The following is a 25411-nucleotide window of genomic DNA, read 5'->3' as shown; positions in this document are numbered from 1 at the left end:
TAAACACCAGCTTAACTACATAAGTTAAAAGTAATGTGGATAATAATCCGCTAAGCCATAAGATAATAAACCATTGCCACCCTTTGAGACAAGAGGTTATTTTTTTAAATTTTTTAATATATTGGATGATGAGATGATTTGCCACGGAATATATAATAACAATAGAATGTGTAGCCAAGTATGACAGGTAGGAATATCCCAGCCCCTATCAACAGTAAAGACTGTGACTCCGGTGCTGCTGCTGCAGTTTCAAACGTAACTTTATAAGGAACGATATATGGCCATATGCTTATCGCGAGCCCTAAATATCCTAATAAAAATAACAAGATCGCATAAATAAACGGCTTTACTTCTTTTTTCTGCTTAACAGCTTTAATTAACTTGCTAAATATTAAAGCAGTTACAATAGGTACAATAGATAAATAGCAAATATTAGGTACACTAAACCAACGATGATGTATGTGGTTATTTAAGAAAGGAACCCATAAGCTTACAAGCCCCATAAAAAGTGCAACGTAAAATAAAATATATAAAGCAGATTTATAAGCCCAATCTTGTGTTGTCTTTTCTGTTTTCAGAATAAGCCAAGTAGCACCCAGGAGTGCATAACCAAATATTAATGCTATCCCCGTCATAACGGAAAAGGGAGTAAGAAAATCAAAGCTTCCTCCTGCAAATTCTCGTCCTTCTATCTCTATTCCTTGGACAAACGTACCAAGCATTAAACCTTGACAAAAAACAGCAAGCATAGAACCGAAATGAAAAGCGTAGTCCCAAATATAACGATGACCTATATGAGCCTTAAAACGGAATTCAAAAGCCACACCACGAAATATTAGACCGAGTAACATCAATATAATAGGAATATATAAAGCCGGCATTAATAGCGAATATGCCAACGGGAAAGCCGCAAATAAACCACCGCCGCCAAGTACTAACCAAGTTTCGTTACCGTCCCAAAAAGGAGCAATAGAATTGATCATTTTATGACGGCAATCATCGGTAGGTGCAAACGGAAATAAGATTCCTACTCCTAAATCAAAACCGTCTAATAAAACATATAAACAAATAGCGGTAGCTATAAGAACACCCCAAACAAGCGGTAAATCTATATAAGGTGCAAAATTTAACATAAGCTTATTACTTTTCTAATAATGGGTTATTCAAACCACTCTCTCCGTACATTTCTTTATTATCTATCGCTTCTATACCTTTCTTTATCAAATGCATTATATAATATATACCCGCTCCGAAAATGAGCACATACACTACTATAAAAGCAATTAGAGAAATAAATACATATTTGCCGAGTACCGGTGATACCATATCCACGGTTTTTAAAATATTATATACTATATAAGGTTGTCTACCTACCTCGGTTACGAACCAACCGGCAAGTACTGCAATAAAACCTGAAGGTGACATTAATATATACCAATATTGAAACCAATGCGTAGTATATAATCTTTTCTTCAAGTAAAGATATAACCCCGCAATACCTGTAAATACCATTAAGCAACCGATTCCTACCATAATACGAAAGCTAAAAAATACTACTGCAACCGGCGGACGCTCTTCTTTTGTCCATTCTTTTAATCCTTTCACTTCACCGTCTAAGCTATGCGTTAAGATTAAACTACTAGCATAAGGTATTTCTACAGCATATTTTGTTTTTTCTTCTTCCCCGTCAGGAAAGCCGATAAGATTAAAAGCTGCTCCTTTTGCTGTATTCCAAATACCTTCCATAGCCGAGACCTTGACCGGCTGATATTTAAGAGTATTTAAACCATGCAGATCACCAATAACTATTTGAATAGGTGCAACGATTAACGCCATTAACACCGCCATAAAAAGCATAATTTTAGCATGCTCTTTATAACGATTATTTAGTAAATAAAAGCTAGCTACACCACCGATAACAAAAGAAGTAGTTAAATAAGCCGCCGTAATCATATGGAAAAAGCGATATGGGAAAGAAGAGTTAAAGATAATTTCTAGCCAATTTAAAGGATAAAAGAATCCTTCGCCTCGCAGTTCAAAACCAGCAGGCGTATGCATCCAGCTACTAGCTGCAAGTATCCAAAAAGCTGAGATCACAGTACCAACGGCAACTATTAACGTAGAAATAAAATGTACTTTTTTACTGACTTTATTAAAGCCGAATAACATTATACCTAAAAAAGAAGATTCGAGGAAAAAGGCAGTAAATACTTCAAAACCGAGAAGCGGACCGAGGACATTCCCAACCTTATCTGAAAAATTCGACCAGTTAGTACCGAATTGATAAGACATTACAACGCCCGAAACTACTCCCATACCGAAAGTAACGGCAAAAATCTTCACCCAAAATTTGTATATTTCTTGATAAACCGGCTTTTTTGTTTTTAACCATAACCCTTCAATTACCGCTAAAAAGCTTGCAAGCCCTATAGTAAAAGCAGGGAATATTATATGAAAACTTATGGTAAAAGCAAATTGAATCCTTGATAATAATACTTGATCAAATTCCATATTTAAGCTGCTGTTTTAAGATAATAAGCTTTGTGACAATAACAATATACTCCCAATGTAATAACGTATACTTAATACGTGAGTACCACAGTACTTATAGGACGACGTAGCCAATTTTTCAAATTAAACAAGTATACAGTATTTGATTTAATCATCCACCTTTGCTATTATTAAATTCTATCTGATTAGTTTTAACAAATTTCCCTTTTTCGGAGTTCCAATTATAATGAACATTTACTATTCTTACTTCTGTAACATTAATATCACCATTGGGCAATTGCGTTACATCATACCCTTTTCGGATAGAATCCGTAATTAATAAACTTGCTTGACAAATATATTTTACATCAAAGAACGGAGAATCGTCTTCCGTAGACTTTTCTTGTTCTTCTAAAAAATTATTAGATAATTCTTTTTCTTGCATTTCTAATGATGTTGAAGTTATTTTCTGAACTTTGTAGCATTATTTAAGGTAAGAAGCAAGGCTTGTTTATTATTTTCCACAGATTTAATATTTTTAGGTATATTTTTGCAAAATAATTAAATTAAAATATGCTCCAAAATAACACGAATTAATATATTATTTTAAAATCGAGGTACATTATCGTGATAAAATACCCTACTTTATCTAAATCAACATTTAGCTTAGGTATTTATTTTTTAAAATTCGATAAAGTTAAAATGACTTTATTGACTGTAATTTGTATTTTACTTGGTATGATTCCGGCGATTGATAGTATATTACTTCAGAAAATCATTGATTTAATAGAATCTTTCAGCGATGAGAACGCTAATAATCTTTTATCTTCCATGATTTACTGGGCAGTATTTTATGCTCTTTGGTGGGAGAGTATTAATATAGCATACCGTTCATATGATTATTTGTATATCAAGACTATGCCTGTAATAAAAGGGAAAATACTAAATGAACTTTATAATTATACCCAATATCATAGCCATAAATTCTTTCAGGATAATCTAGTAGGACATATTAGCAATCGTATTACCGAAACTGCAAGATCGTTTGAGATGATTATTTCAATATTCGGTGAAAAAATTCTTCGTAAACTCGCTATTATTGTATTTGCATTAATTGCTTTATATTCGGTACATTACGTTTTTGCTACGATATTTATTTTATGGATTACGTTTTTTTTAGGACTTAGTGTTCTTTTCTCGGATAAAATCAATAAATACTCATTAAATTATGCTAGAAGCCAATCTTTTGTTGCCGGTAGTATTGTAGATGCAATTAGCAACATTAATGCGGTTAGAATGTTTACAGCCCATAAATTTGAACGTCAATATCTAGAAACAAGAGTAGAAAATGCCGTAGCCGATGAGCAGACTATGCAATTCTTTATGTTCAAATTGCGTTATGCTCTTGGGACTTCTTGTTCAATAATGATTTTTATAATGATTTATTATTTATCTAAAATTCGTAGCGAATTATCTATAAGCATAGGTGATTGCGTATTAGTGCTAACATTATGTATAAATGTAGCAGACGATATTTGGGATTTAACGCAAGAAATCGGTGATATGTTCGAGCAGGTCGGGGCATTTAATCAAGGCTTATCTTTAATGGCACCGCATATTATAACTGATATTGAAAACGCTACTCCATTAGATATCAAAGAAGGGGTTATTGAATTTAGAAATGTTACATTTAATTATCATCATAATAACAATCTATTTTATAATAAATCGGTATTAATACCGAGTAAACAAAAAGTAGGACTAGTTGGATTTTCAGGTTCAGGGAAAACCACTTTTATTAGTTTACTCACTAGGTTACATGATATAGAAGAAGGAATGATTTTAATAGATAATCAAAATATTAAAAACGTAACTCAAGATTCTTTAAGAAAAGCCATTAGCCTTATACCTCAAGAACCGGTGCTTTTTCATCGTACCATTTTGGACAATATCAGATACGGAAAAAAAGAAGCTACTCTTGAGGAGGTTATAGAAGCAGCAAAAGCTGCACATATTCATGATGTTATCGATAATCTACCGGACGGTTACGATACTATGTGCGGTGAACGGGGGAATAACTTATCAGGCGGTCAGCGTCAAAAAATTATCATAGCAAGAGCCATCTTAAAAAATGCTCCTATTTTAATTCTCGATGAAGCAACAAGTAGCTTAGATAGCAAGACGGAAAGTCTGATTCAAGAGTCAATAGATTATTTAATGCAAAATAAAACCGTGATAGTCATTGCCCACAGATTATCTACTTTACTCAATATGGATAGAATTTTAGTTTTTGAAAAGGGAAGTATAATCGATGACGGTAGCCATGTAGAATTACTAAAAAATAGTAAGCTATATCAAAAATTATGGAACTCTCAAGTTAAAGGGTTAATAGTGTGAGGAGGTATGTATTATGTCATTCCTGCTTTCACAGGAATGACATAATACCAGCCTCAACCTTTAAACTAAATCATTATGAGCCACTGTTTCTCCTGTTGCTTCAACTTTAAGTGGTCTGTACTCTGTCATCGCTTTTATTACACTCTCAAGTAATGCTATCTTATCTGTAGCGTTACTATCAATAATATCTTCAATTTTTAAAATACATAAAAACTCTAAAGGCGGTATCAATTTAGCTATCTTTTCTCCTAATTCTATTAATGGCTGTTTTATAGAATCATCCGAATCCAAACTCATTTGAAAATTTATATAGTTCTAATAGGCTTTTAATATACTCATCCTCAGAAACATCCAACCGGTAATATTGCTGCTTTCCATTGAACAAATGCAGCTAAATCTTTCTTGTCAATAGCCTTAATTTTCTTGTAATCATTCTTACGAAACGCGGATTTAAGCGTTAAAAGAGCTTTCAGAGGTTCATAAATTGCTTCCTTCCTTGTCCGGACCATTTGACCGTCAGGATCGAGTATATCCGGATTAGCACCATATTGTAAAAATACTTTTACCATATCTGTACTCTGCTTCCTATCATTAAGATCTCTAGTTAGATCTACTAAATTTTTAAATGCGGTTTTTTCACAACGGATAAATTCCATATTAGCACCATACACGAGCAATTTAGTTACCATGGCTATATTTAGGTATAGGAACATACATATTTCTAAATAAGTCATATTGTCACCTGTTACGTAATTAGGATCCGCACCATTTTCAATTAGAAATGCTGCCATATCAAAATGTTGAGCTGTTAGGGCAGTGTGAAAAACGGTCATACCGCTCTGTTGTGGTCAAGGATTATATTTGCACCTTGTGCAAGTAGAAGCCTTACTATCCCTTTCTGATTATTATGACACGCAAAATATAAAAAAGATTTAGCCTCACCTTCCAATGTATATACTTCTGTATTTGGATCAATATTTAAAGCGGTTAACATACTATCAACTAAATCATAATCACCTTGACAAATTGCTTTAACTATAGCAGTGTCAGGAGATCTTGCTATTTTATCTACAGTGCAGTATGCCATATTGTACATACTAGAAATATTTGTATTTGGATCTTCAATCAAAGCTTTGAATTCTTTGACAAAACTTTCTCTAAAAAATTCATATCTTTTTATTTTATATATATTATTAAATCCCATATTTTGCTGTTCTTCTATATCTTTACTGCTTAATATCTCATGAAATTTATTTCTAATGATATCATCGGTTATCATAGTATTTCCCCCTTAATGATTCAATTGATAGTATTTTGTATCGTACAGAAAAAAATTATTTTATCAACAAATAGTTTATTTATTAGTAAGCAATCAATAAACTAAAATATTATATTAAATATTGTCATATGCTGTTATAATCACTTTTTTAGTCACTAATATTTAAACAATGAAACTATCTGATTTTGACTTTGATTTACCAAGCGAACTGATCGCGCAATATCCATCTAGTGAACGTGATAACTCAGATTTACTAATTGCTGTTACGCCGCCTATTAAAACCAAATTCTACAACATAATAGATTACTTAAAAGAAGGGGACTTATTAGTCTTTAATAATAGTAAGGTAATAAAAGCAAAGTTAAATTTGGGGAAAAATATTACAATAAATTTGAATCAAAAATTATCAGATGATAGTTGGTCGGCTTTTGCTAAACCAGCTCGAAAGCTTCATGTAAATGATGAATTTTATTTTGATAATCATAAGGTAATTATTACCGAAAAACTTGCAATGGGTGAGATTAAAGTAAAATTTGAGCTTAATGATATTTCTGTATTCGAGTTCTTAAATAAATACGGTGAGATGCCGCTACCGGTTTATATTAGGCGTTCACACTCATTATGTCATCCCGTGGCTACGACCACGGGATCCAAAAAATATTTAAATAATGACTGGATACCGTGGTCAAACCACGGGATGACAAACACTCAAAACGACAACGACCGCTATCAAACTGTCTATAGCCAAATAGAAGGTTCAGTTGCAGCACCGACGGCAGGCTTGCATTTTACAAAGGATATACTTAATAAGCTTAAGGCAGAAGGCATACAAGCTACATTTTTAACATTACATGTGGGAGCTGGAACTTTTTTACCTGTAAAAACCGAAAATATTCATGAACATAAAATGCATACCGAATATTGCTCTATTACTCCTGACACTGCTGAAATCATCAATAAAGCAAAGCAAGAAGGGAAACGTATTATCGCAGTCGGCACTACAACACTTAGAACACTTGAGAGTTCTTGCAATAACGGCATCGTAAAAGCAGGTAGCTTTGAAACCGATATTTTCATAACCCCAGGTTTTAAATTTCAAACAGCCGATATGCTACTTACTAATTTCCATTTTCCTAAATCTACTTTATTTATGCTTATATGTGCTTTTGCCGGATTTAAAGAGATGCATGAATTATATAAATATGCTATAAAAGAAGCAATGCGTTTTTTTAGCTACGGCGATGCAACGCTTTTATGTAGGAAATGATAATCACAACCGTCATTGCGAGCGACTAAAAGGAGCGTGGCAATCTAGCAAAAATAACAAAAAAAACGCTAAAGGTTAGCATTTTTCACTGGATCCTGTGGTCAAACCACGGGATGACGGAGGTGAAATTGATCCGCGCAACAAAGCCTTCCTGCTTTTAGCTAGGAACGACATTTTAGAAAAAACCTATAACAAACTAGATAAAAAATATTTTGGATGATTAAATCCTCTACTTCATTAATACTAGATTCAAAACAAACTGCTTTACGAGAAGAATTAAAACAGCTGGCAGCAGCACTTAATAAGCCTAAAAGTTTATTCAAATTCTTTAATCAAAACAACTTAAAAAGCGGAATTTATTTATACGGTCCGGTGGGCAGCGGTAAAACTATGCTCATGAATTCTTTTTTTGAAGCATTAACCACACCTAAAATAATAATACATTATCAGAACTTTATGCAGGAAATTCATAAATCTATGCATAAATTACAAACAGCAAATCAGAAAGATGTCATCCCTAAAATTGCTAAAAACTATGCTAAACAAACTAAAGTGTTATGTATAGATGAGTTTGAAATTAAAGATATTACTAATGCAATGATAATCGGTAGATTATTTAATGCATTAATAAAGCAAAATATTTTTATTTTTATAACTTCTAACACGAGTCCCAATAATTTGTACAAAGACGGATTACAACGAGAATCTTTCTTACCTTTTATAAAGATAATCAATAATACATTTTATGTTAAATATCTAGATAATCACCATGATTATCGATTTGATAAAGCGTTAGGAGTTAAAGAGGCAAGGATAATTTATCCTTTAACTTTAGAAAACCACAACAAACTTGAAAAAATTATCACGGATATTAGTGATAATAATCTTGCTCCTCAAAATATACAGGTTCTAGGTAGAGAAATATCCTTTCAAAAAGTGCATAAAAGAATATTAGTAACAGATTATAATGAATTATGTACAAGAGACTTAAGCTATATCGATTATGTTAATATTTGCCAAAATTTCAACGTTATTATAGTGGGGAACGTTCATACTATCGATGCTAACGATACAAATACAGCCGTTAGATTTATCAACTTTATCGATAATGCCTATTTCTATAAAATACTCTTATTTATGAGCCTAGAAGATAACCCAAATAAAATATATCAAGGTTCAGCACGAGCCGCAGAATTTAAACGCACTATTTCAAGACTAAATGAAATGAATAGCGAATCTTATTTATTCAATAATGATTTTAAGAATTAACTTCCTTAAGAGGTTGAAATGAATATTATAGTAAATCACCTTAAATTAAGTACGATTTCTATTTTATCTTTTAATTTCTTATAAATCTCACCTAAGTTAAGGTGATTTACTATATTCTTTCAAAAATCTTATCAATTTTCGCTAAAAAAGCTCTTTAATTACTAATTAAAATTTATTTACAGGACCTCTAAGAAACTTAATAAATTCATCAATATTGATCTTTATATCGTCTTCTAAATGCTCGTCTGTTGTCTGATCTACATAAAAAGGATAATAATCGCATGACATATAATTTGCCATTCTTTTATAACAACTTCTATAGGGAGTTATACCATGATCAATCTCTACTACTTTGCATTTTGGAGCCGCAAAAATGAAAGTTAGCAAATCCTGATCCGTGCAGCCCAACTATTATTTTTGCTTTATTAAAAAGCTGGGCCTGTTTATACGGGGAGGATAGCTCTAGATATATTACTTTAAAACCAAATCTCTCAATTTTTTCTATTAATTCCTCTTCATTAACTATTTTTCGGGTAGAAGCGTATTTACGAGAAATATATATTTTATCGTATGCTTTACTATTAGCTTTAATAAAAATATTTCTTAAATCTTTTTTTAACCATAAAGGCAAAGGCGTACCTTGTACTGGAATAAGCGGTACAGATGGAACAATTAGTCTAGTAGCTTGAATTATACAGTCACTATTTTTTACTACAAAAAGCTTATCTTCCGGTATATTTTAATAATTTAATACTATTTCTAATGACTTAATTTGCCATGAATATTTTAAATTATTAATATAGATACGATCATATTCAAGAGCTGATTCTTTTAATATAATTAATCTAGGCAAAATTTGTAGTAGCCAATGATACCAATTTTCAGAACCAAAAGATGAAATTACTGCTAATTTTCCATTAAAATATAAAGGATTTTTAGTATTAATATCTCGTTTTTTTAATAAACGATGTTGATCACCTAAGCTTGTTTGAGTATCTTGTAGAAGATAACCTTCTTGAGTTAAAATTCCACCTTCATTAATTACTGTGCCATTTGGTCACTCTCAAATAAATTGACCAGTATTTTTTTCTTTAAATAGCTTTTTAATTTCTATGTTAGATTTTAGCGATTCTATGGAAATAAATTGATGTTTATTCTTTAATGCGTAAGCATTACTAATATAGAGAAAGGTAAAAATTATGAATATAAAATATCTCATAAAGAGAAAGAAAGATAATTAAAAATTTGCATTGCAAGCTTGGCAGCGACTTACTCTCCCATGCCTTATGACATAGTACCATTAGCGCTATGAGGTTTCACGTTCGAGTTCGGGATGGGATCGTGTGTTTCACTCATGCTATAACCACCAAGCTAGCAATACAAACTTTTAAAAAGATAGATTTGTATTATAGTTTGCTGTTAATGTTGTTGCACGACTCAAAAAAATTCTTAACATTATATCTTAACTTTTACTACGATACTCAGCAAAATAATTTTTGCTGGATATCGTGGCGGGGCTACAGTATAACATTAGTGATGCAATAACATTTTTATTAGTTGATAAAGCTATTTAACCTGATAACTTTGTGAGTTGATACTACACTCTTATAACATTAACACTATATGCATATGTAATCTCACAGCAAAGTAAATCAATCGAGCTATTAGTATCGGTTAGCTACACACATTACTGTGCTTCCACACCCGACCTATCAACGTGGTGGTCTTCCACGGCTCTAATGGGGAAGTCTAGTTTTGAGGTGGGTTTCCTGCTTAGATGCATTCAGCGGTTATCCCTTCCGTACTTAGCTACCCAGCTGTGCCGTTGGCACGACAACTGGTCCACCAGGGGTACGTCCACCTCGGTCCTCTCGTACTAAAGGCAGATCCTCTCAAACTTCCTACACCCACGGCAGATAGGGACCGAACTGTCTCACGACGTTCTAAACCCAGCTCACGTACCACTTTAATCGGCGAACAGCCGAACCCTTGGGACCTTCTTCAGCCCCAGGATGTGATGAGCCGACATCGAGGTGCCAAACGATTTCGTCGCTATGGACGCTTGGAAATCATCAGCCTGTTATCCCCGGAGTACCTTTTATTCGTTGAGCGATGGCCCTTCCACTCGGGACCACCGGATCACTATGACCGACTTTCGTCTCTGCTCGTCTTGTCAGACTCGCAGTCAGGCTAGCTTATGCCATTGCACTCTAAAAGTTGATTTCCGACCAACCTGAGCTAACCATCGCGCGCCTCCGTTACTCTTTGGGAGGCGACCGCCCCAGTCAAACTACCCACCATGCATTGTCTCGGATCCTGATTCAAGGATCTCGGTTAGATGTCAAGAACCAAAAGGGTGGTATCTCAAGGGTGACTCCACAAAGGCTGACGCCTTCGCTTCGTAGTCTCCCACCTATCCTGCACATCTGATTCCTAACACCAGTGCAAAGCTATAGTAAAGGTTCACGGGGTCTTTCCGTCTGACCGCGGGAACTCCGCATCTTCACGGAGAATTCAATTTCGCTGAGTCGATACTGGAGACAGTGGGGAAATCGTTACGCCATTCGTGCGGGTCGGAACTTACCCGACAAGGAATTTCGCTACCTTAGGACCGTCATAGTTACGGCCGCCGTTCACTGGGACTTCAATTCAGAGCTTGCACCCCTCCTTTTAATCTTCCAGCACTGGGCAGGCGTCAGACCCTATACGTCGTCTATTGACTTTGCAGAGCCCTGTGTTTTTAATAAACAGTCGCTACCCCCTAGCTTGTGCCACCTGCACATGGTTGCCCATACACAGGTCATCTTTCTTCCGAAGTTACAGATGCAATTTGCCTAGTTCCTTCAGCATCGTTCTCTCAAGCGCCTTGGTATACTCTACCTGTCCACCTGTGTCGGTTTCGGGTACGGTCTATAATGAAGGTGTTATTTCCTGGAAAATATTCACCGCACAATCAATCCAATAAGACTGTACAATTTACTATTTTCGTCACATCCCTTCAGGTTCAGGAATATTAACCTGATTCCCATCAATTACGCCTTTCAGCCTCATCTTAGGGGCCGACTAACCTTGCGCAGATTAACTTTACGCAAGAACCCTTGGACTTTCGGCGAGAATGTTTCTCACATTCTTTATCGCTACTTATGTCAGCATTCTCACTTCCGATACCTCCAGCAAACCTTACGGTTCACCTTCGCAGGCTTACGGAACGCTCCGCTACCATTTATGCCAAATGCATAAACCCGCATCTTCGGTACATGACTTGAGCCCCGTTACATTGTTGGCGCAAGAAAACTTATTTAGACTAGTGAGCTATTACGCTTTCTTTAAATGATGGCTGCTTCTAAGCCAACATCCTAGTTGTTTTGGTCTTCTCACATCCTTTAACACTTAGTCATGATTTAGGGACCTTAGATGGCGGTCTGGGCTTTTTCCCTCTCGACTATGGACCTTAGCACCCATAGTCTGTCTGCTATGCTGTACTCATCGACATTCGGAGTTTGATTGAGTTTGGTAAGTCTGTGGGACCCCCTAGCTCATTCAGTGCTCTACCTTCGATGGTAATCGCTATAACGCTCTACCTAAATAGATTTCGCGGAGAACCAGCTATATCCGAGTTTGATTGGCCTTTCACCCCTAACCACAACTCATCCCCTACTTTTTCAACAGTAGTGGGTTCGGTCCTTCAGTGGATTTTACTCCGCTTTCAACCTGGCCATGGCTAGATCACCCGGTTTCGGGTCTAATTCATCTAACTAAACGCCCTATTCAGACTCGCTTTCGCTACGCCTACACCTAACGGCTTAAGCTTGCTAGATAAACTAAGTCGCTGACCCATTATACAAAAGGTACGCCGTCACAAGACATATAAATACGCTTGCTCCGACTGCTTGTAAGCATTTGGTTTCAGATACTATTTCACTCCCCTTGTCGGGGTACTTTTCACCTTTCCCTCACGGTACTTGTTCACTATCGGTCACTAGAGAGTACTTAGGCTTAGAGGGTGGTCCCCCTATGTTCAAACAGGATTTCACGTGTCCCGCCTTACTCAAGGACTTCAAACTTTTTACCTATACGGGACTATCACCCTCTATGGTCAACCTTTCCATGTTGTTTTAGTTATTTTTTTGAAGCCACTGGCCTGGTCCGCATTCGCTCGTCACTACTAACGGAGTCTCGGTTGATGTCCTTTCCTCCAGCTACTTAGATATTTCAGTTCGCTGGGTTTGCCTCATATAGCTATGTATTCACTATACAATACCTAATAAATTAGGTGGGTTTCCCTATTCGGAAATCTTCGGATCAAAGTTTATTCGCAACTCCCCGAAGCTTATCGCAGCGTATTACGTCCTTCATCGCCTTCTAGTGCCAAGGCATCCACCAAATGCTCTTATTATATTTACTTATGCTTTTAACTTGAGATTACACGATGCATACAGAATTAATTTCACAATTATTTTCAGCATCTACTCACGATATAAATTTTTATTATCGCAGTGTATTTAGTTTTTAGCTTTATCAACTTTTTAAACAGCTACAAAGTTTTACGTTTCAAACTTTGTGTGATGATTTTATATCTATATTTTTAAAGCTTGTCAAACACTAATTTCAAATAATTTTAATTTTATTTCTTATGAGAGGGCTTAAAGTTATTTAAACCTCTTTTTAAAGTAGGCTTTGTCGGCTTTTTGTTTAGATTTGCGGTCCCTAATTTTGTATCTACCTTACCTCCTAAATCTTCAAACAAAAATCTGCCTTTTTGTAAAACATGATTTACTGCTGTCATTGCTCCTTCTCTGTTTATCAAACCGCTTTGCGTTTTAACAAACAATAAATTACCGTCTTTTCTAAAGACTAGATTTTCATCAATTGCAAAATCTTTAGTTATACTTATAATTACCGTTCTTATCAAATTTACCTAAAATATTTTTCTGTAAATCAGCAAATGCGGCATGAGCGTATAATTTTGAAATTTCTTTTATTTGCTTTGGATCGTTTATATGTTCGCCGGCTTTGTTAATAAAGCCGCTAATTTCATATTGAGATGTTTTACCATGTGGAGTTTTTTTCACAAGAAATTGAGTTTCCGTAAATAGCTTAGTTTAATCCTCTACTTCATCATCTACTATATTAATTACTTTCCTTTTTACAGAATAAATATCACTATTCTTTTCAAGCTTTGAGGTACACTCCTTAACGTCTCAATTATCATTAAACCTAACTTCTTTTTTATCTTTATCCATAATAATACTGTTATTTTAATACTGTATCTTTTAAAATATTTGTACCACATAAAAATTCTTCTATATTCAAAGCTTTTTTACTCTCTTGCTGCAGTTTTTTCACTCGTAATATACCGCTTCCACAAGCTATTTCCAGCTTATCGCTAATAACGGTACCGGAAGTAAAGTGATGATCCGCATTTAAATATTCTGCTTCAAGGATTTTAATTATTTTATCATTATAACTAAAATATGCTCCGGGCCAAGGATTCATGCCCCTTATTTTACAATCTATTTTATATGCGGATTCATGCCAATTAATTTTTCCTTCTTCTTTAGTTAATTTATGAGCATACGTAACGCCATCACTTGACTGTTTTATTGGTACTATATTATCGATATTTGCAAGTGTTTTAATTAATAACTCCGCTCCGAGATTTGCACATTTGTTATGCAGTTCTTCCAATGTTGTTCTTTCTTCTAAATCAAAATCTTCTTTCATCAATATATCACCTGTATCAAGCCCTGTATCCATACGCATAATACATACACTACTTTTCCGGTCACCCTCTATAATAGTACGCTGCAGAGGAGCCGCTCCTCTGTGACGAGGCAAATCGGATGGATGGATATTAAGACAACCGTATTTCTTAGCTTCTAATATAGCTTGCGGCACAATAAAACCATATGCAATAACAACTATAATATCAGCATTAACTTTATTAATTAGATTTATTATTTCATCATTACGAAGAGTAGAAGGAGTATAAACAGGAATTTGATGCTCAAATGCTAATTGATGTATTGGAGATTTAGCTAAGTTAAGTCCTCTGCCCTTAGCTTTAGGTTGCTGTGTAAAAACAGCTTTAACTTCGTGATGAGTTATAAGTTTTTTAAGAGCGGGAACAGCGAATTCAGGCGTTCCCATAAAGATTACTTTCACACTATATTATTTTTGAGTTTCTTAAGCTTACGAAGTACTACATCTCGTTTTAAATTACTTAAATAATCAATCATAAGCTTACCTTCTAAATGATCATACTCATGCTGGATAACTCTTGCAAGCCAATCATTTGCTTGAAGCTCTTGCGATTTACCATGATAGTCTAAACACCTAATCTTTATAGATTCCGGTCTTGCCACCTCAATACGTTGCTCTGGTAATGAGATACAACCTTCGTTAGCCGTAACTAGCTCTTCTGATTTTTCTATTATTTCAGGATTCACTATAAAAAGCGGATAAAAATCTTTTGGTCTTGCTACCGAATCATGATCTTTTATATCAATTACTAAAATACGTTTCAATACCCCTACTTGTACTGCTGCAAGCCCTGCACCGTCTTCATGGTACATAGTTTTAAGCATATCATCCATAAATTTTCGTGTTTGGTCGGTAAACTCTAAAACCGGCTGAGATTTCTGCTTTAATCTTTCATCAGGTGCCGTTACTATCGGTAATATTGACATAATTAAATCTTAATATTTTATTTTAAAATACCATAAAATCACCAAAATGTAAAGAAAGCAAACCTGCCTAATTCCAGCAATAGTTGCATAATAAACTCACCTATTTGCAATAATTTGTTGAATTAATAATATTTAGTAAAAAATAATAGCAAATATCAGATAACATGTTAATAAATAAGGCTTACATAAAATTAAGGAGGAATAATAATGCATTGGGGTGATATTGAAGAAATTGCCGAACAACTCGAAGAACATTGTAGCGATCAGTATAATGAAAAAAAAAATTCATTATTAAAGCTAGAGAAACTGATTAGAGACTTAAAGGACTTTGAAGATGGAGAGAAAAAAGTCGAAGAAGTTACATTAGAAGAAATTTTAGACAAATGGGAAGAATTACGTGAAGAAATTAGAGAAATCGATTAAGTAGCTTTTGAGTTATTTTCAGACATTTATAAATTAACTTTATAAAAATACATTATAATCAATAAAAATATAGCAACTGCCTGCAAAAAAACTCTTAAAGTCATTAACTTTGAACTAAATTTCTTATCAAACTTTCCTCCGATAACCATCGACACTACCCCTATAATAAGAACCGCAACGGTTAAACCAATCGCAATTAATAACCACATCATAATTTATTACCAATATATCACTTTCCACACAAAGATTATATGCTTTTTCTCTTTTAAATCAATTATCTAATTAATATTTGAGATTTGGTTAAAAAATTCACTAATTCTTCGTAAAAAATAATAATTCAAGGAACACAAATTTATCAAATATAGATAATTCAACAATTACTTTAAAAGAAAAAGAGATATTAGGCTCTTGCGTTCTTATTAATTTTTGCCCCAAAATATCTAAAAATACAAATAATTTAATTTTCTGCACGCAAGAACCTAGAGTATTTTGAGAAACCTAGTCCTATTGCTAAAATATTTATTAATGCTCACGGTGGAACATGACTTGCTCCATGCAAATTTGTTTAAATTAAGCTTTCTGAGTTACACTAATATTATCTATCAGTTTAACAAAAGCACCATTTCCTAAAACATTAGCACAAGTGATCACAGGATCAAATAAGATATAAAAAGAGCTGTAATCAGAGACATCATATTAGTATTAAAACCTAGATATTGTTCGAGTATAGGAAGCATTACAATAATTCCGCCACCTGGTATAGGTGCTACTGAAAATTTTGCCAATACAAAATAAAAAGTAAAAATAAAATAATTAAATAAAGTAGGTTCAGCTAATCCATAACTTTTTAGTATAGCATAAGCCAAAATCGGTATGACAAAACAATCGCCAACAAGATAAATATTTACTATTATTGGACAACGGTACGAGCGAGTGTTTTATTATTTGTATTATTTTCCGCTCCTATTATACTAAGTGGCATACTTATAACACTAGACATTGCACTAAATCCACTCATAGACACTGGCATCATATTACTGAGGCTAGCTATGAATCCCTTAACTCGACAGTTACTTAAAATAAGCAAGAAAGATATAACCAAACTGAGCAAATGCGATCGTCACAAATTAGATATAATTATTAAAGATTATAATGAACATATAATCTTTAATAATTATATCTAATACTTCATCAAACTGTAGTTTTACGATAAAGCCCATTATAAATAAGGGAATTATATAGATAAACAATCGCAATATTTTTGCAACAACTGATTCTAGCTTGCAAGCCAATCCAATTGCAACTTCAGCACACAATTTTGAAGAAATAAAGCCTAAGATAATACTACTCAATACGATTTGATCATTAGAAACAATATTAGGAAAATTAAGCAACCATAAAGGCTTTAAGCTATCATTTTCTATAGGAGAGATCATTGATAAATCGAATTGATATATGTATATACCTACTAATGACTTATGCAGGTAGAACAAAAATTAGACCCACATATAATAATATTAAGAAAACTATACGTGTTGCATCTTTGGCTAGCATTACAACAGATTTAAAAAGTAAACCAAAAATAATTAAAGGCAGAAATAATCCAATTATATAGATTTAATAGATAGACTTATTGAATACAATAACCTTTGTACTTCTAAACTCATTAGTGGGTTTAACAATATGATAGCTATGGATAATAGCCATTAAAATAAGTGGCATTTTACGCAACATAAAACTTACCTAATAATAATTAGTTAATTTAAATATACTTTTCTAGAAGTTCTTTGGGGGGTATTGTTAACTAAAAGCAGATCAATTAATAAATTAACGTCATTGCGAGGAAAATTACAAAGTAATTTGTACGTCCGCAATCTCAGGAGTTTTATTATTTCATGAGATTGCCACGTAGCCTATAGCTGCTCGCAAGGCATTGTTGCGTGAATCCATTTCACCTCTGTGTCATCCCGTGGTGTGACCACGGGGTGACACAGTGGGTTTTACCGGTCCACACAACAATACCTCCTCGCAATGATGACTTAGGTATCTACGCAAAATGCTTTCGCAAGAATGACATCGAGAGCTTTTTAAGAGCTATGCGGGAATAACAACGCCTCAGCCCTTACACCTCTTCAGATTGCTCTAATCCCTCTTCCTCTAACTCACTATCTTCTTCACTTTCAGAAGTTTCAGCAATTAAAGAGACAGACACGACTTTTTCACCATCATCTAGCTTAAATAGGATTACGCCTCTAGTGTTACGTCCCGTAATACGTACTGACTCAAGTTTACAGCGAATTAACTTACCGCTATTGGTAATCAGCATTAGCTCATCATCCATTTTAACCGGCATAACACCAACGACTAAACCAGTTTTGTCGTTAATATCCATATTGATTATACCGCTGCCGCCACGGTCAGTAATTCTATAGCCATAAGCTGAGCTTCTCTTACCAAAACCGTTCTCAGTTACGGTTAAAATGAATTCTTCAGACTTTGCCATTTCCAAAATAGCCGGAGCAGTTAAGCTTACGCCAAGTTCTTCAGGATTAAACGCCTCACCTTTAGCAATCTTTAATCTCTGCTCCCACGGCACGGATAAATAAGCATCTCTATCCTCTTTTGTACTACTAATACCTTTAAGCACAGTCATAGAAATTACGGAATCCTCTTTGGCAAGCTTCATACCTCGTACCCCATCGGAAGTACGGCTCTTAATAATACGCAGTGATTCAACAGGAAATCTTAAAGCTTTACCGGCTTTGGTAGCAAGCAAAATATGCTCGTCTTCTTTACATGGTTTTACGTCTATTAATTTATCGTCCTCATCAAGCCTAATAGCAATTTTACCGTTCGACGGAAGCTTTTTGAAAGCTAATAAACCGCTTCTTCTGATATTACCCTTGGCAGTTGCGAACATAATGTTTAAATTATCCCTCTCATCCTGATTTTCAGGTAACGGCATAATATTCGTAATATACTCATTTGCTTTTAACGGTAATATATTAACCATCGGTCTACCCTTGCCCTGCGGATTACTTAAAGGCAGTTTATACAGTTTTAAACTATAAACCTGACCGATATTTGAGAAGAACAACATAGGAGTATGAGTACTACCAACAAAAACTTGCGTGGTAATATCTTCATCACGCATTGAAAGCCCTGATCTTCCTTTACCGCCACGTTTTTGCGCACGATAGCTACTGAGAGGTACACGCTTGATATACCCGCCAAGCGTTACGGTTACCACCATTTCTTCACGCTGAATTAAATCTTCTATATCTTGATCAAATTCGCCGAATTCAATTGAAGTAAGACGAGGAGTCGCAAATTCTTCTTTAACTTTAATGAGTTCTGCCTTTAAAATTTCAAGTAACCTTGTACGAGAGCCGAGTATATTAAGATATTCGGTGATTTCCGTAGCGAGGTTCTTTAAATCCTCTTCAAGCTTGTTTTTCTCCATAGCGGTCAGGCGTTGCAATCTCATTTCTAAGATTGCCTTAGCTTGCACTTCGGTAAAGTTACATTTACCCTGTTCGTTTAACATTGCTTTATCATCAACCAACTTTACAAGAGGTAGGATATTTAATGCTTCCCACTGACAAGCCATTAATTCTTGTTTAGCTGCATTCGGGTCATTTGAAGCTTTAATAATACGTATTATTTCATCGATATTACTAACGGCAATAGTGAGTCCTAGTAAAATATGAGCTCTATCTCTTGCTTTATTGAGTAAATATATAGTACGGTTAGTAATTACTACTTCTCTAAAACTAACGAAAGCTGCAATTACTTCTTTCAAATTCATCACTTTCGGTAGCCCGTCTTTAAGAGCAAGCATAATAACACCGAAGCTAGTTTGTAGCTGCGTACATGCGTATATTTGATTTAAGACTACTTCAGCAACTACGTCTTTCTTTAACTCAATAAAAATCCTTACACCGTTTTTATTCGATTCATCACGTAAATCACTTATACCTTCTATACGCTTTTCCTTAACCATTTCAGCGATTTTCTCAACGAGCCTTGCCTTATTTACCATATACGGTATTTCGGTAATAATAATTGCTTGACGGCTATTACCGATATTCTCAATCTCGGCTCGACCTCGCATAATGATACTACCTCTACCGGTAAGATATGCCGATCTAATACCGCTAATGCCTAAAATCATTGAACCTGTAGGAAAATCTGGTCCTTTAACGACTTCAAGTAAATCTAATATTTCTATATCGTTATTATCTATATATAAACAGCACGCATCGATAACCTCACCAAGATTATGAGGCGGGATATTAGTTGCCATACCGACCGCAATACCTCCGCTACCGTTCACCAATAAATTGGGAAACATTGCAGGAAGTACGGAAGGCTCTTCTTCAGAACCATCATAATTAGGGTTAAAGCTGACAGTCTCTTTATCGATATCCTCTACGAGCTTATGCGAAACTTTGGCCATTCGAGATTCGGTATATCTCATTGCTGCCGCCGCATCACCGTCCATCGAGCCAAAATTACCTTGCCCGTCTACAAGCGGTAAACGCAAGGAAAAATCTTGTGCCATACGTACTAACGAGTCGTAAATAGCACTATCGCCGTGCGGATGGTATTTACCCATCACATCACCGACTATTCTAGCGGATTTTCTATAAGGTTTACTAGCATGATTACCAGCTTCATGCATGGAATAGATAATTCGGCGATGTACCGGCTTTAAGCCGTCCCGAACATCCGGTATAGCTCTACTTACTATAACGCTCATAGCATAATCAAGATAAGATACTTTCATCTCATCTTCGATATTTACCGGTACTAAATTAGAAGAAGATTTATCAGTCACGATTACTTAGCCTTAAATTTAATGAATTATATTTAATAATAGAGACATAATAAATTTCTTTCAAGGATTGCTTGTATTTATAATCGTGGCATTGTTTCTAAGTTACCGATGTCATTGCTGCGGGGCATTGTTGCGCGGATGCCGATGTCATTTCCACGAAAGCGGGAATCTAGTTTTTTAAGCAAATTATATACTAAATTTTTATGTAATTTTCTTTGTTTTATCATTTTTTACTGGATTCCCGCTTTCGTGGAAATGACATCGGCATCCGCGCAACAATGCCCCGCAGCAATGACATCGAGCTGGTTTTACCAAACCACTTAATAAAGCTTGTAGTTGATATAATGATAACTTTTAAGAATGTTCCTCTTCTTGCTGTTTATACCAAAGTTCGGCATAATAGCCTTGGTGCTGTAGCAAGGTTTTATGGTTGCCCCGCTCAACTATATAACCGTTATCTAAAACGATAATCTCATCTGCATCGATAATAGTTGAGAGTCTATGGGCAATGATAAGGGTAGTATGGTGAGCCGAGATCTCTTTAAGGCTTGCTTGAATTAGCTTTTCGGTTTTAGTATCAAGCGAACTTGTTGCCTCATCAAAAACATATATTGCTGGATTTTTTAAGATGGTTCTTGCAATTGCAATACGCTGTTTCTCACCGCCCGAAAGCTTTAAGCCTCTCTCGCCTACCTACGTCTCATACCCTTCGGGTAACGTGCTAATAAACTCATGAATATGAGCATTTTTCGAGGCTGCTATAACTTCATCGTAGCTTGCTGCATTATTACCGTATGCGATGTTGTAATATATAGTATCGTTAAACAGTACCGTATCTTGTGGGACAATTCCAATAGATTTACGCAACGATTGTTGCGTGACTTCTCTTACCATCAATAGTAATATTGCCGCTATTAATATTGTAAAACCTAAAAAGCAAGCGTGATATCGTCGATTTCCCTGCCCCACTACTACCGACTACTGCTAAAGTTTTACCACTCTTGATCGTAAAACTTATATTATGTAAAATCGGACGTTCCTGATTATAAGCAAAGCTAACATTATCGAAACTAACCTCACCTTTTAAGATAATTAACTCCTTAGCGTTCAAAGCATCCTATACTTCTGCCGGTATATCAAGCAGCTTAAACATATCTTCCATACTCACTAGAGCGTTTTTAATTTCTCTATAAGCAAAGCCAAGTATTGAAAGCGGAATTGATAGCTGAAATAGATAAGTATTAACCATTATTAAATCGCCGACGGTCATTTTATTTTGGTTAATAGCATTTGCTGAAAGTATCATAAGGGTAACAAGCCCTAAGGATATTATAACATCCTGCCCGATATTTAAAATCGATAGGCTGTTAGTAGTTTTAGTAGCTGATTTTTCATAAGTTTGTAAAGCCTCATTAAACTTTATCGCCTCATATTCTTCATTACCGAAATATTTAACGGTCTCAAAATTCAGTAAACTATCGATTGCTCTATTATTGGCGGTGTTATCGCTTTGGTTCATTTCCCTTGCAAAAGAAATACGCCAAGTACTGATTAGGCAAGTATAATCAACATAAACTATCATTGTTATTAAAATAGTTACGGCAAACCAAATACCGTAAACATACCATAACATCCCGCTGACTAATATCATTTCTACGCTTGTCGGAAAAATATTAAATAACGAATACCGCAGTACCGCTTCAATACCTTTAGTACCACGCTCTATTGACCTACTTAAGCCCCCTGTTTTTCTAGTAATGTGAAACGCATACTTAAATTATGCATGTACTTAAAGACATTTAGAGCAACTAAGCGAGTTGCTTGATGCCCTACTTTTGAAAAAATGATATTTCATAATTCACTGAAAATTTGAACAAGTATTTTTGTTCCGCCATATGCAACAATAATCCCGATAATAACCGAAAGAGCAAAGTTTTTATTTAGCCCATCTATTATATATTTATAAACAATAGGAACGAAAATATTTATTACTTTAGCTATGACTAGACAAATAAGAGAGGTAACAATACGCAGACGTATATCAAAATCCTTCAACCATAAATACGGCAGAAGTAGATAGAATGAATTTTTGCGAGTTTTGTTTTTGGACATTTTGATTGTAGTTTTCAGCATCATTACGAGCGGGCATTGCTCGCGTGAATACTAAATCATCATTGAGAGCGACCGTATGGAGCGTGGCAATCTCATGAAATAATAACAAACTCCTGAGATTGCTTCGTCCATTACTTCGTAATTTCCTCGCAATGACGTTTTTATTAATTACGCTCCGGCAACAGGTGAAGTCTTCTTTGGCTGATTTTCTAACAGCTTATCTAGCCTTCCCTCTTTTTCAAGATCAAACAGAGCATCACAACCGCCAACATGCATATTATCTATAAATATCTGCGGGACGGTCTTTTTTCCACCGGATTTCTTAATAAATTTTTCTTTCTCTTCCTGAGTAAAATTACTTACTTCAATTTCCTCATAAGCAACATTTTTCTCATCAAGCAATGCTTTAGCTTTTATACAATAAGGACAACTAGCGAGAGTATAAATAATAATTGTGTGTAATATAGCTTTATTCATAATGTTATATTTTTTTGTTAGATTTTATAATATATTATCTTAAACTATAGTTTTTAAAGCAAGTAAAAATGCATGAATAATTTTTCTATTATCTCAGAATATAAACCAGCAGGCGATCAACCAAAAGCAATAGATGAAATTATAGCAGGGTTAAGTAGCAAAAAACGCTCACAAATATTGCTTGGTATTACGGGATCAGGCAAAACCTTTACTATGGCAAATATTATAGAGAGAACTAATCGTCCTACTCTTATTATGGCTCATAATAAAACTTTAGCTGCCCAAATCTATTCAGAGATGAAATCGATTTTTCCAAATAATGCCGTTGAATACTTTGTCTCATATTATGATTATTACCAGCCCGAAGCTTATATAGCACGCACCGATACTTTTATAGAAAAAGACTCATCAATTAACGAACAGATTGATTTAATGCGTCATGCCGCTACAAGATCGCTATTAGAGCGTCGTGACGTTATAGTAGTTTCTTCCGTCTCCTGTATTTACGGGCTTGGCTCTCCCGATTTATATTACCAAATGATGGTTAATCTAGAGCCTGGTCAAAGCTACCCTCGTGATCAGCTACTAAACAATTTGATAAATCTACAATATGAGCGTAACGATATCGGATTTGAGCGTGGCTGTTTTAGAGTTAAAGGCGACAACATCGATATTTTCCCCTCACATTACAGCAATAAAGCTTGGCGTTTATCGTTTTTCGGTAATGAACTCGAATATATCCATGAATTTGATCCCCTAACAGGTGCAAAACTTGCTAAGCTCGATAAAGCTATGGTTTTTGGTAATTCACATTTTGTGATGCCTCAAGAAACGGTCAATAATGCCATATCAGGTATTGAAGAAGAATTACAAAAACGCTTAGAGTTTTTAAAGTCACAAAACAAACCACTTGAAACTCAAAGACTAAATCAACGTACTCAATATGATCTTGAAATGTTAACGGAAACCGGCAGCTGTAAAGGCGTTGAAAACTACTCTCGCTTTTTCACAGGACGTAATGCCGGTGAGCCGCCTCCTACATTATTCGAATACCTACCAGAAGATGCATTATTATTTGTTGATGAAAGCCATGTATCCGTACCGCAAATTAGAGCGATGTATAACGGCGATCGAGCAAGGAAAGAAGTTTTGGTAGAGCATGGGTTTCGTCTACCCTCTGCACTTGATAACAGACCTTTAAAATTTGAAGAATGGGAAAAATTTAGACCACAAACTGTGTTTGTATCTGCAACTCCAGGACCGTTCGAGTTAGAAGAAACCGGCGGCACGGTTGTAGAATTGATTATCAGACCTACGGGGCTGCTTGATCCTGAATGTATTATCAAACCCGCTACTAACCAAATTGAGGATTTAATTAGCGAAATTCAAGCCACTATCGCTAAAGGTTTTCGTGTTCTAGTCACAACCTTAACTAAAAAAATGGCAGAAGATTTAACCGCCTATTTGCAGGAGCTAAAATATAAAACTTCTTATTTACATTCTCACGTTCATACTCTAGAGCGTATAGAGATTTTACGAGATTTAAGACAAGGTACTATTGATATTTTAGTCGGTATTAATCTATTAAGGGAGGGGCTTGACATCCCTGAATGCGGCTTAGTTGCTATACTTGATGCAGACAAAGAGGGGTTTTTGCGGTCGGAAGTATCGTTAATACAAACAATAGGAAGAGCTGCAAGAAATAGCGAGGGTAGAGTTATACTTTATGCCGATCAAATGACTAAATCTATTGATAAAGCCGTTAGTGAAACGTTGCGTAGAAGGCAAATTCAGCAGGAATATAATGCAAAACACGGCATAATTCCAAAAACCATCAACCGTACTATTCACGCTTTAGCAGAATTTGAGAAAATCGATAGTAAGCTTGATAAAAAACAAGCTCATACTTTATTTGATAATCCTGCTAAGCTAAAAACCCATATTGATAAATTAAAGAAAGAAATGCTTAAAGCCGCAAGTAATCTTGAATTTGAACAAGCCGCAAAACTTCGTGATCAGCTAAAAACTCTAGAAGAGGCGGCACTCGAGTTGAGTTAATGGTGTGCGTTGTGGGTACCAAAATCGTCATCGTCATTGCGAGGAAAAACTGTAAATTTTGACGCAGCAATCTCAGGAGTTTGTTATTATTTTATGAGATTGCCACGCAG

Annotated in this window: 26 protein-coding genes, 2 rRNA genes and 3 pseudogenes; 7 read left to right on the top strand and 24 right to left on the bottom strand. The window is 35.0% G+C overall.

The window, feature by feature from the left end; genetic code table 11:
• Positions 1–113: 113 nt before the first annotated feature.
• The 3 genes from cydB to MCC_RS02020 form a co-directional block, all read right to left on the bottom strand.
• Positions 114–1133 carry a cytochrome d ubiquinol oxidase subunit II gene (gene cydB, locus MCC_RS02030; protein ID WP_014408314.1) on the bottom strand — a complete coding sequence of 340 codons (1020 nt, stop codon included), beginning with the start codon at positions 1131–1133 and terminating at the stop codon, positions 114–116.
• 7 nt (positions 1134–1140) lie between these two features.
• The gene (locus MCC_RS02025; RefSeq protein ID WP_014408313.1) at positions 1141–2511 is read right to left on the bottom strand and encodes a cytochrome ubiquinol oxidase subunit I; all 1371 of its coding nucleotides are present in this window, start codon (positions 2509–2511) and stop codon (positions 1141–1143) included.
• Between the two features lie 151 nt (positions 2512–2662).
• On the bottom strand, positions 2663–2935 hold the full coding sequence (locus MCC_RS02020) for a DUF2671 domain-containing protein (RefSeq protein ID WP_014365351.1): 273 nt from the start codon (positions 2933–2935) through the stop codon (positions 2663–2665).
• A gap of 182 nt (positions 2936–3117) precedes the next feature.
• Between MCC_RS02020 and MCC_RS02015 the strand changes: the two genes are divergently transcribed.
• Complete coding sequence (locus MCC_RS02015; RefSeq protein WP_014408312.1) at positions 3118–4887, top strand: ABC transporter ATP-binding protein; 1770 nt, start codon at positions 3118–3120, stop codon at positions 4885–4887.
• A gap of 60 nt (positions 4888–4947) precedes the next feature.
• On the opposite strand, the gene MCC_RS10020 is transcribed toward MCC_RS02015, so the two are convergent.
• The 3 genes from MCC_RS10020 to MCC_RS10010 are packed head-to-tail and all read right to left on the bottom strand — an operon-like array spanning position 4948 to position 6166.
• On the bottom strand, positions 4948–5184 hold the full coding sequence (locus MCC_RS10020) for a hypothetical protein (protein WP_014408311.1): 237 nt from the start codon (positions 5182–5184) through the stop codon (positions 4948–4950).
• Between the two features lie 44 nt (positions 5185–5228).
• Positions 5229–5720 carry an ankyrin repeat domain-containing protein gene (locus MCC_RS10015; protein ID WP_231288734.1) on the bottom strand — a complete coding sequence of 164 codons (492 nt, stop codon included), beginning with the start codon at positions 5718–5720 and terminating at the stop codon, positions 5229–5231.
• Positions 5717–6166 (bottom strand): ankyrin repeat domain-containing protein, encoded by a 450-nt coding sequence (locus tag MCC_RS10010; RefSeq protein ID WP_231288733.1) that lies wholly within the window; start codon positions 6164–6166, stop codon positions 5717–5719. Before MCC_RS10010 ends, MCC_RS10015 begins: the two co-directional genes overlap by 4 nt.
• Positions 6167–6335: 169 nt before the next feature.
• On the opposite strand from MCC_RS10010, the gene queA reads away from it, so the two are divergent.
• Together queA and zapE are read left to right on the top strand one after the other, a co-directional pair.
• Complete coding sequence (gene queA / locus MCC_RS01990; RefSeq protein ID WP_014408310.1) at positions 6336–7433, top strand: tRNA preQ1(34) S-adenosylmethionine ribosyltransferase-isomerase QueA; 1098 nt, start codon at positions 6336–6338, stop codon at positions 7431–7433.
• A gap of 216 nt (positions 7434–7649) precedes the next feature.
• A complete protein-coding gene (gene zapE / locus MCC_RS01980; RefSeq protein WP_014408309.1) occupies positions 7650–8702 on the top strand; it encodes a cell division protein ZapE in 1053 nt (350 codons plus the stop codon).
• Between the two features lie 165 nt (positions 8703–8867).
• Here zapE and MCC_RS10820 read toward each other — a convergent pair whose 3' ends face one another.
• From MCC_RS10820 to def, 7 genes and pseudogenes are all read right to left on the bottom strand, one after another.
• Positions 8868–9002 carry a hypothetical protein gene (locus MCC_RS10820; RefSeq protein ID WP_269208680.1) on the bottom strand — a complete coding sequence of 45 codons (135 nt, stop codon included), beginning with the start codon at positions 9000–9002 and terminating at the stop codon, positions 8868–8870.
• Positions 9003–9039: 37 nt separating this feature from the next.
• Positions 9040–9354, bottom strand: coding sequence for a glycosyltransferase 61 family protein (locus MCC_RS10005; protein ID WP_408005714.1), 315 nt, complete (start codon positions 9352–9354; stop codon positions 9040–9042).
• Positions 9355–9958: 604 nt separating this feature from the next.
• Positions 9959–10073 (bottom strand): 5S ribosomal RNA (gene rrf, locus MCC_RS01965).
• 272 nt (positions 10074–10345) lie between these two features.
• Positions 10346–13107: ribosomal RNA gene (locus tag MCC_RS01960) — 23S ribosomal RNA — on the bottom strand.
• Positions 13108–13326: 219 nt separating this feature from the next.
• A pseudogene (locus tag MCC_RS01955) lies at positions 13327–13774 on the bottom strand (hypothetical protein).
• Positions 13775–13955: 181 nt separating this feature from the next.
• Positions 13956–14867, bottom strand: a complete 912-nt coding sequence (gene fmt / locus MCC_RS01950; protein ID WP_014408308.1) for a methionyl-tRNA formyltransferase — start codon at positions 14865–14867, stop codon at positions 13956–13958.
• Entirely contained in the window at positions 14864–15391 is a 528-nt protein-coding gene (gene def / locus MCC_RS01945; RefSeq protein WP_014408307.1) for a peptide deformylase, read from the bottom strand. Before def ends, fmt begins: the two co-directional genes overlap by 4 nt.
• A 207-nt stretch (positions 15392–15598) precedes the next feature.
• Between def and MCC_RS01940 the strand changes: the two genes are divergently transcribed.
• Entirely contained in the window at positions 15599–15814 is a 216-nt protein-coding gene (locus tag MCC_RS01940) for a Fe-S cluster assembly protein IscX (protein WP_014408306.1), read from the top strand.
• Between the two features lie 26 nt (positions 15815–15840).
• Here MCC_RS01940 and MCC_RS01935 read toward each other — a convergent pair whose 3' ends face one another.
• From MCC_RS01935 to MCC_RS09995, 5 genes and pseudogenes are all read right to left on the bottom strand, one after another.
• Positions 15841–16026 carry a twin transmembrane helix small protein gene (locus MCC_RS01935; RefSeq protein WP_014408305.1) on the bottom strand — a complete coding sequence of 62 codons (186 nt, stop codon included), beginning with the start codon at positions 16024–16026 and terminating at the stop codon, positions 15841–15843.
• Between the two features lie 100 nt (positions 16027–16126).
• On the bottom strand, positions 16127–16285 hold the full coding sequence (locus MCC_RS01930; RefSeq protein WP_014408304.1) for a hypothetical protein: 159 nt from the start codon (positions 16283–16285) through the stop codon (positions 16127–16129).
• A gap of 99 nt (positions 16286–16384) precedes the next feature.
• Positions 16385–16680: pseudogene (locus MCC_RS11060) on the bottom strand (cation:dicarboxylate symporter family transporter).
• Positions 16681–16724: 44 nt separating this feature from the next.
• Positions 16725–16832 (bottom strand): transporter, encoded by a 108-nt coding sequence (locus tag MCC_RS10000; protein ID WP_231288731.1) that lies wholly within the window; start codon positions 16830–16832, stop codon positions 16725–16727.
• Positions 16833–16941: 109 nt separating this feature from the next.
• Positions 16942–17250, bottom strand: coding sequence for a hypothetical protein (locus tag MCC_RS09995; RefSeq protein WP_014408301.1), 309 nt, complete (start codon positions 17248–17250; stop codon positions 16942–16944).
• A gap of 42 nt (positions 17251–17292) precedes the next feature.
• On the opposite strand from MCC_RS09995, the pseudogene MCC_RS11055 reads away from it, so the two are divergent.
• Positions 17293–17561: pseudogene (locus MCC_RS11055) on the top strand (hypothetical protein).
• A gap of 375 nt (positions 17562–17936) precedes the next feature.
• On the opposite strand, the gene gyrA reads toward MCC_RS11055, so the two are convergent.
• Positions 17937–20654, bottom strand: coding sequence for a DNA topoisomerase (ATP-hydrolyzing) subunit A (gene gyrA, locus MCC_RS01910; RefSeq protein WP_014408299.1), 2718 nt, complete (start codon positions 20652–20654; stop codon positions 17937–17939).
• 278 nt (positions 20655–20932) lie between these two features.
• Between gyrA and MCC_RS11370 the strand changes: the two genes are divergently transcribed.
• Positions 20933–21124: a DNA gyrase subunit A gene (locus MCC_RS11370; RefSeq protein WP_408005707.1), complete on the top strand. Its 192-nt coding sequence runs from the start codon at positions 20933–20935 to the stop codon at positions 21122–21124.
• 223 nt (positions 21125–21347) lie between these two features.
• Here MCC_RS11370 and MCC_RS11365 read toward each other — a convergent pair whose 3' ends face one another.
• The 5 genes from MCC_RS11365 to grxC form a co-directional block, all read right to left on the bottom strand.
• On the bottom strand, positions 21348–21521 hold the full coding sequence (locus tag MCC_RS11365; RefSeq protein ID WP_331458415.1) for a hypothetical protein: 174 nt from the start codon (positions 21519–21521) through the stop codon (positions 21348–21350).
• A complete protein-coding gene (locus MCC_RS11360) occupies positions 21514–21765 on the bottom strand; it encodes an ATP-binding cassette domain-containing protein (RefSeq protein ID WP_408005706.1) in 252 nt (83 codons plus the stop codon). Before MCC_RS11360 ends, MCC_RS11365 begins: the two co-directional genes overlap by 8 nt.
• A 6-nt stretch (positions 21766–21771) precedes the next feature.
• Positions 21772–22380, bottom strand: coding sequence for an ABC transporter transmembrane domain-containing protein (locus MCC_RS11355; protein WP_408005713.1), 609 nt, complete (start codon positions 22378–22380; stop codon positions 21772–21774).
• A gap of 125 nt (positions 22381–22505) precedes the next feature.
• Positions 22506–22766, bottom strand: coding sequence for a hypothetical protein (locus tag MCC_RS11350; protein ID WP_408005705.1), 261 nt, complete (start codon positions 22764–22766; stop codon positions 22506–22508).
• 168 nt (positions 22767–22934) lie between these two features.
• Positions 22935–23243, bottom strand: coding sequence for a glutaredoxin 3 (gene grxC, locus MCC_RS01900; protein ID WP_014408296.1), 309 nt, complete (start codon positions 23241–23243; stop codon positions 22935–22937).
• 72 nt (positions 23244–23315) lie between these two features.
• Between grxC and uvrB the strand changes: the two genes are divergently transcribed.
• Positions 23316–25301, top strand: a complete 1986-nt coding sequence (gene uvrB / locus MCC_RS01895; protein WP_014408295.1) for an excinuclease ABC subunit UvrB — start codon at positions 23316–23318, stop codon at positions 25299–25301.
• Positions 25302–25411 lie beyond the last annotated feature (110 nt).

This window comes from Rickettsia rhipicephali str. 3-7-female6-CWPP (assembly GCF_000284075.1).
Lineage (GTDB): Bacteria > Pseudomonadota > Alphaproteobacteria > Rickettsiales > Rickettsiaceae > Rickettsia > Rickettsia rickettsii.
This window is presented reverse-complemented; position numbering and strand designations above follow the sequence as displayed.